Consider the following 6,958-nt stretch of genomic DNA (forward strand, 5'->3'; position numbering starts at 1 on the left):
CATCAGGTCGCCGCTTCCGGCAGGCGGCGGTGGAACTCGGGCAGGAGCGCCGACGGCTCGTCGGTGCCCAACTCGTGCCGGATCTTCCGCAGCAGGCGGACGGTGCCGACCTTGCCGCTCAGCACCGCCAGGTGCGGCGCCATAGCCTGCGGTAGCTCCACCCGGCAGACCACGGAGCCGGCGTCGCGCTTGACCAGCATGGAGCGCGCACCGGCGGCCATGTCCTCTGTCACGGCGCGGTACTCACCGGGGGTGCAGTGCAAGCTCTCGGAGCCGTCGCCCACGTCGCAGTAGGCGGACCGGCTGGCCGACTGGTTCGGGAACAGGACCTTGGTCGGCATGTTGCTGACTAGGGTGGCGCCGATCGGGTGGCGGAGTACCTGCTGCGGCTGCTGGGTGGCGATGACGAGGGCGCCGTTGCCCTTTCGGAGAGTGAGGGCGAAGTCCTCGAACGCCTTGGCGAACCGCTCATCCGGCAGATAAGCCCAGAACTCGTCGGCCGCGAGCACGAAGCGCCGGCCGTCGATCACGCCGCGGACGCGGTGCAGGAGGTAGGAAGCAGCCGGGCCGCGCACCGTCTCGTCCTCCATCAGCGCCGAGAAGTCGACGCCCACCAGCCCGGCGTCGGGATCGAAGGCGTCTGCCTCGCCGTCGAAGGCCCAGCCGAGGTCGCCGTCCCGGCCCCAGCGTTCCAGCCGCTTGCCGGCGCTGCCGGCCCCCTCGCCCACCAGCCAGGCGCAGAGGCCAGCGATGGAGCGGGCGGCGGGCGGCATCCGCATCTGGAAGGCAATGGCCTTGGAGAGCCGGCGCAGTTCGATGGCATCGGGCTGCGGCCCATCGTCGGCGTGGATCAGCCCCACCACGAAGCGCAGCAGCCACACCCGTGCGTCGGGGGTGTTGGGCAGTGCCCGCATGGGTGCCAGGCCGCTGTCCTCACCGGCCCGGAGCGTCAGGTAGCGCCCACCCATGGCGCGCACGAGGATCTCGTTGGCGTTGTCCTTGTCGAACACCACCACGGTTCCGGTCGGCCCCGTCACCCGTTCCAGGGCGGCCACCAGCATCCCGAGGAACACCGTCTTGCCCGATCCCGAGGGACCGAAGATGGCCATGTGCGGCAGGCCGCCGACGTGGAGCGACAGGTCGAATCCCGTGCTGGCCGAGGTCAGCAGCCGCAGCAGCGGGGCGCCCCACTCCGGAGACGGGCCGCCCCGCGGGTAGCCGTCGAGCGACGAGAAGCCGACGAAGTTCCGGGAGGAGATGTCGCCGGGGCGGGTGCGCCAGGCGGCGTTCCCGGGGAGCTGCGCCCAATAGGCCGCCTCCGTCCCCAGATCCTCGACGGCGACGCTGGCCCCGGCGTTGGTCAGGGCGGCGCGGACCTCGCCCGTGCGGCGCTCCAGCTCGGGCAGGGTGTCGCAGTGCAGGGCGACGGAGACGTGGTGCGATCCCATCGTGGCCTGGTTGGAGGCCACGTCGTCCATCGCGTCGTGCAGCGCGTCCATCTGGCTGAGCGCCCGGTCGCCCGCATTGGCCATCTGTGCCTGCTTGCGGGCCAGGCTGCCGGTCGCGGCGGCACGCGAATGGAAGCGGAAGGAGTTGGTCAGCACCACCCGGCAATCGGCCGAGAGCAGGTCGTTGAGCATCCCCGGCCGGGTGCGGTCGGGGTACTCCTTGAACCCCATGAGGGTGCCGAAGGAGGGACGGCCAGGGCTGCGGACCTCGAAACCGCGCCGGCCGCAGATCACCCGATCCGTGTAGATGGAGCCCCCGAGGGAGCCGCTGACCATCGGCACCGGCAGGAAGCGCGCTGTCAGGAACAGCCGCAGGGCCTCCGCGACCTCGGAGAACAGCACCCCGCCGGCCTCGCGCACGCCCAGCCGCACTGGCCCCATCTCGGCATAGGCCTTGGCCAGGACGAGCATCCGGTCATCCAGGGTGCGGATCAGCTCCTCGCTGGCCGTGGTGGCGGCAGCCTCCTTCTTGCGGCCCAGGCGCGAGCGCAGGGCGTTGAGGCCGCGGGTCACCGGGGCACGGGGCGTGACGATCACCGAGACGAACCACTCATTGACCCGCTCGCGCCCGGTCAGCACCTCCCGGCGGTAGGCGTTCTCGAGATCGGCGGCGAAGGTGGACCGGTAAGCCCCGGCCGGCAGCGGCGCCACGCCGTCGTGCCGCACCATGGTCTCCACGACTGTCAGGGTATCGTCGGCGATGTTGCGGAGGACCGCGTTGCGGAAGCGGTGCCGGCTGTTGCGCCGGGCGTGGTCCTCCAGGGCGAAGGGGGCGCCGACCAAGCGCAGCATCCCCATCACGGATCCATCCGTCCGCAGCACCGCGTTGTCGCGGACGTGGCCGACAAAGGGCACGTAGTCGTCGGCGCTGCGCTCGCTCCACCCGGGGGCGGACAGGAAGGGGTTACGCATGGCGCATCCCGCGCGGACCCCGTGCGCTCCCCACGGGCAGCGGGGCGACGGAGGCGCCACCCCAATCGGCGGAGTCAAAGCCGCGGGCGCTGGTGTTAAGCCAGAGCACCGCGACGCCGACCGCGTTGTAGTCGCGGGCGACGAGGAACCGGGCAGCAATCCAGACAGGGGCGACCAGGGCGAGCGCCCAGGCCACGCCGGTCAGGCCCTTGAACACCACCTGCACCTCGGCCCCGATCACGAAGAGGGCAAGGGCCAGCGGCAGTGGCAGACCCCACATGAGGGCCGGCCGCGTCGCCGCGACATGCAGGGGATCCTCGGTCAGGGGTTCCACGCCGCTCCGCCCCTCAGAAGCCGAAGTAGCCGGCGATGGTGTCGGCGTTAGCCAGGATCAAACCACCGGCCACCACAGAGGCGATCACGCCAACCGAGAAGCGCATAACGAAGAGACCGATGGCGACGGCGATGATGCCCATCATGACGAGGCCGCGGGCCACGTTGGTCATGAACCACTGCGTCAGGCTGGTGACGACGCTGGAGCCGCCGCCGCCCACCTGCGCGTGCGCCAAGTCAGGCAGCATCAGAGCGGCGCAAGCCACGGCGGCAAAGAGGGCGGCGTTCCGCGCCTTAGGTGAGAAGGTCATTCTGCGGTCCTCGGGGGATCGGTGGGGGTGGACCCCACGGCGCCCCCCGACGCCGCGGGGGTCTCACGAGGCACGGCCATCAGGCGCGGCCGGCTCGCATGGGTGGCCCGCGCCCACACGTCCCACTCCGGGGGCGCGTCGGGATCGTCGTCGGGCAGCTCGGGGATGGGGGCGACAGCAGAGCGCGGCGGTACCGCGGCGACCTCACCACGCAGGCGAATGGCCGGCACAACGACCTCGGCTGCGCCCTGGACGCGGCGGACGTAGCCGTTAGCGAAGCCCCGCTCGGGGTGGCCGGTGTTGTAGCGGGAGAAGGCGACGCGAAGTGCCCTCTGCGGGTCCGGCTCGCCGCGGCTAGCCGTGGTGTAGCCTTCGCGCAGGATGCGGGCACCGGCCGCCAAGTTGGTGCAGGGGTCGAGGACTTCTGCGACCGTCAGGCCTAGCGCGCGCAGGTTGCCGCTATTCACCTGCATGAGCCCCAGGTCCACGGAGCGGCCCTGGCGCACGATGAGGTCCGTGGCGAGTGCGGCGGCCGCCTCGCGCGTCTCGGCCAGGACCGCACCGCCGCCCGGTCCGTTCACGCCGAGTACGAAGGGCTGGAAGCCGCTTTCCGTCCGCACGACGGCGGCCAGTGTCTCGAAAGCGATGGCCGGGGCGCAGCGGGCAGCGAGCTGCGCGACGACGGCCAACTCCAGGATCACGCGGCCACCACCCGGCCGCGGGCCGCCTCGCTAGGGGTCGAGCGTGTCCGGCGTCGCCGCCTCGTCGCCAGCAGGCAGGGACTTGTTGGGCTGGGCCGCCCCGCCCGGCACGGCGCCGTCGAGGAAGGAGCGCAGCTTAGCCAGCTTGGGGCAGTTCTCCTCGTGCAACCCGATCGGCCCGTGGAAGCCCAAGTCGTCTCGCACGAAGCGCACCAGGCGGGTGAGATCGCGGTAAGCCCGCACGCCCGCACCGCGGAACAGGCCGATCGCGACGTAACCCCGGCGCCAGCTTGGCAGCAGGTAGGGGACGTGCTCGACCCCGTCAGCCTCGTCGCGTCGCGCCACGATGACGACGTTCTCGATCCGCCCTCCGGTCTCCAGACCGGTGCGGATGTCTGCCTCCTGTAGAACCCCTCGCAAGTATCCGTCTCCCTGACGGGCCGGAACCTTAACGCCGACAGGCTCGCGGCGCCGAGAGGGGATGAACCGCTACCGAGAAGCAGCCAACCGGAGAAGCGCCTGAAAACTTCATTGCGGAAAACCAATTTCGGCATTTTGCACAGAACCATGAGCCGTTCTGTGCGGACACTACCGGGGAGGATTCCTCTTGATCAAGCCTTAACGCAGCAGTTGAGCGTCCCTTTCTATCCTGCGATCGACTCCATGAACAAAACCGGACTCACAGTTTTGCAGATTATAATGATTGATCTAGGCTATTTGCGCCGCCAGTGGCCACCTTGCTCCAACTGGTGGTCGAGGCCGTGAGAGCTTTGGAAGGCCCGAAAAGGCCGCGGATTCTGCGTGCCTGGCAGGTTGATCGACCTTGCTCGCGATTCGCACGGCGCCTGGGAACAAGCTGCGCAGGATCCCCGGAGGTATTCCTACCCGGCCGACGGGATCAGCCTGAGACCGCGCACCAGGGTCTTGGGCACGGGGGAACGCGAGGGCATGAGCTTGAGGCCGTGATGGACCACCTCCACCTCGGCGTCCGGGTACACAGCGAGCACGTCGGGCAGCACGGCCTTCACACGCTGCGCTAGGTGCGAGACCCGCGTCGCGTCGGAGCCGACCTGTGCCGCAAGCGCCTGCCAGCGTAGCAGGAGCGGCCTTTGCAGGCGCTGCAGCCGGTAGGCCAGCAGCGTATACAGGTCCAGGCCGAGCGAATTGTCTTTGAGGTGGGCGATGGCGTCGCGCGCGAGCGGCACGGCATGCTGGCGCAGGTGCTCGTGGAACTCGCTAGTCAGTTCCACCGTGGCCGACCATCCCGGCCCCTCGGCGTCTTCGTGACCCTGCCAGAGCGACAGGCCTGACACGAGGCGCTGGTCGCGGATGATCATCTGCTCGGCGGCACCGGGCGAGGAAGCAGGTGCGCTCCATTGCAAGGTGAACTCGCACCGGGCAATGCGCAGTGACTGCTCGCGGATGGCCTGAATGGTGCCCCGTGGTCCTCCAGTAACAGGCAGGCCGAGCGAGCGGATCCAGGCCGACATGCTTGGCCCGAGGTTGACCGTACGCCCGCGAACGCCTTCGGTTTGGAGGAAGATCATAATCAGCCGCGCCCGGGTGCCGTAGGGCACGCCGACGCGCGCGGCACGCCCATCCGCACCGCGCACCACGCCAGGACTGACCATCAGGTGAAAGCGCCCGGAGCTGCGCTCCCAGATCGCGTCGTTGCTGTCGGGGCGAGCGTGGGGGAGACAGGTCTGGCATAGGCCGGAGTGGGTAAATGCCAGTTCGTCGTCGGCCAACTCGCCCATGGCGTTGCTAGCGGCCTCGATGCGGCCTAGCTCCCTACGGCGTAGCCTAGGGTCGTCGATGGCACTGGCCGTGCGTCGAAGGGCCTCAGCGCCGAAAAGCATGAGCTGACGGTGTATCTCAGCCATGCGTCCCCTCACCCACCCCTTGCTGGGTCAAGACTAGGCGAGCATCGCCGAGCGCGAACGCTGAATCGGCGGCCTTTCGAGACTCCAATGCCTGTCCTCCCAGATATCCCCGTTTGTCCACGCTGAATCCGCGGCCTTTCAATGGGCTGCTTGAAGGGCCACGCTGAATCCGCGGCATTCCTGCGCTGAATCCGCGACCTAGGCAGACCGTAACCTACGCTGAATCGGCGGCCTAACCCCCGGTTATCCACGCTGAATCCGCGGCCCATACCTATAAGAGTCCTATACAAAAAACTTCCTATAGGACGTTCGCGTACCAGCGCCCGAAAAGGCCGCGGATTCAGCGTTGCACCAAAAACGTCGAACGCACACCGTGCAACAAGTGGTTGAAAAGGGCTTAGGAGAGGGTGCTGGTGGGTAAGTAGCGACTCATCCCTCAGGACAACACAACCGGACACGGCAGGAGGCGAGTCGGGCTGCGACTGCATCAGACTGACCGTTTAGTGACGCGCAGCGCCCTCGAACGAGCGCGCGCGACGATGGCGTCACGTAGGCGCACGAACAAGGCAGCCGGTAGCAGGCCGTAACTCCAGCTCGGGCCGGCACCCATGGCCACAGGCCGCAAGTCAGGGCCGGGCCAAACGAACTGGTTCACCTCCGTCAGCACCGCCCAGCACGGCTCGTTCTGCAAGCCCAAGCGTTGGCGGGTCGCAGTGGGGATCTCCATCCCCTCATCGGGTGCGGTCGGTACGCGAGACGTGATGGGCACGACAATGACGGACGAGACGCCAGCGGCATCCGTCATTGCGATCACGACCGCGCACGGACGATCCTTACGCGCTTCATCGCGGCCTTCGGCGACCTCGTGCGTCCAGAGATAGGCGTAGCGGATGACCTCGCCTGGCACTGGCGGAGTGAGACGGCGCGACTCAGGCAATTTCGTCGTCGAAGCGGCGCGACTCTTCGGAGGGCTGGGCCGCGGCGATCGTTTCAATCAAGTCGAGCGGCAGTTCCTCTACCATCATCGCCTGGCGGTCGCGGCGGCGCAGCCTCTCGTACTCCTCGACCGAAATCATCACCACGCGCGGACGGCCGCGGCTGGTGACAGCCACGGCCTGGGTGAGCGCCTTGTCCTGGTAGAGCGCGAAGTGGCGCTGCACCTCGGCCGCGGGCACGGAAAGCGGCTCGACCATGAGAAATGCTCCTGTTGCTGTCATTTCTGTATAACGCGCATTACTCCACAAATTCAAGTTTCAAGTATAATACAGCTAACGTGTGGAACTATGAAGAGTCGCAAACCGTCAAACGCC

General features: G+C 68.1%; 7 protein-coding genes. All 7 read right to left on the minus strand.

Annotation, left to right across the window (positions count from 1 at the left end):
- Positions 1 to 2: 2 nt before the first annotated feature.
- Positions 3 to 2,420, minus strand: coding sequence for a helicase HerA domain-containing protein (locus tag D9599_RS26765; RefSeq protein ID WP_198384354.1), 2,418 nt, complete (start codon positions 2,418 to 2,420; stop codon positions 3 to 5).
- Positions 2,413 to 2,754: a type IV secretion system protein VirB3 gene (locus D9599_RS26770; protein ID WP_309228726.1), complete on the minus strand. Its 342-nt coding sequence runs from the start codon at positions 2,752 to 2,754 to the stop codon at positions 2,413 to 2,415. Before D9599_RS26770 ends, D9599_RS26765 begins: the two co-directional genes overlap by 8 nt.
- A gap of 13 nt (positions 2,755 to 2,767) precedes the next feature.
- Positions 2,768 to 3,064 (minus strand): TrbC/VirB2 family protein, encoded by a 297-nt coding sequence (locus tag D9599_RS26775; RefSeq protein WP_198384355.1) that lies wholly within the window; start codon positions 3,062 to 3,064, stop codon positions 2,768 to 2,770.
- Positions 3,061 to 3,765, minus strand: a complete 705-nt coding sequence (locus tag D9599_RS26780) for a lytic transglycosylase domain-containing protein (protein WP_198384356.1) — start codon at positions 3,763 to 3,765, stop codon at positions 3,061 to 3,063. The genes D9599_RS26775 and D9599_RS26780 overlap by 4 nt, the downstream gene beginning before the upstream one ends.
- Before the next feature lie 30 nt (positions 3,766 to 3,795).
- Positions 3,796 to 4,185 carry a hypothetical protein gene (locus D9599_RS26785; RefSeq protein ID WP_198384357.1) on the minus strand — a complete coding sequence of 130 codons (390 nt, stop codon included), beginning with the start codon at positions 4,183 to 4,185 and terminating at the stop codon, positions 3,796 to 3,798.
- 461 nt (positions 4,186 to 4,646) lie between these two features.
- Positions 4,647 to 5,522, minus strand: coding sequence for a replication protein RepA (locus tag D9599_RS26790; RefSeq protein ID WP_198384358.1), 876 nt, complete (start codon positions 5,520 to 5,522; stop codon positions 4,647 to 4,649).
- 1,055 nt (positions 5,523 to 6,577) lie between these two features.
- Positions 6,578 to 6,841 carry a type II toxin-antitoxin system prevent-host-death family antitoxin gene (locus D9599_RS26800; protein WP_198384360.1) on the minus strand — a complete coding sequence of 88 codons (264 nt, stop codon included), beginning with the start codon at positions 6,839 to 6,841 and terminating at the stop codon, positions 6,578 to 6,580.
- Positions 6,842 to 6,958 lie beyond the last annotated feature (117 nt).

Source organism: Roseomonas sp. KE2513 (assembly GCF_016107305.1).
Lineage (GTDB): Bacteria > Pseudomonadota > Alphaproteobacteria > Acetobacterales > Acetobacteraceae > Roseomonas.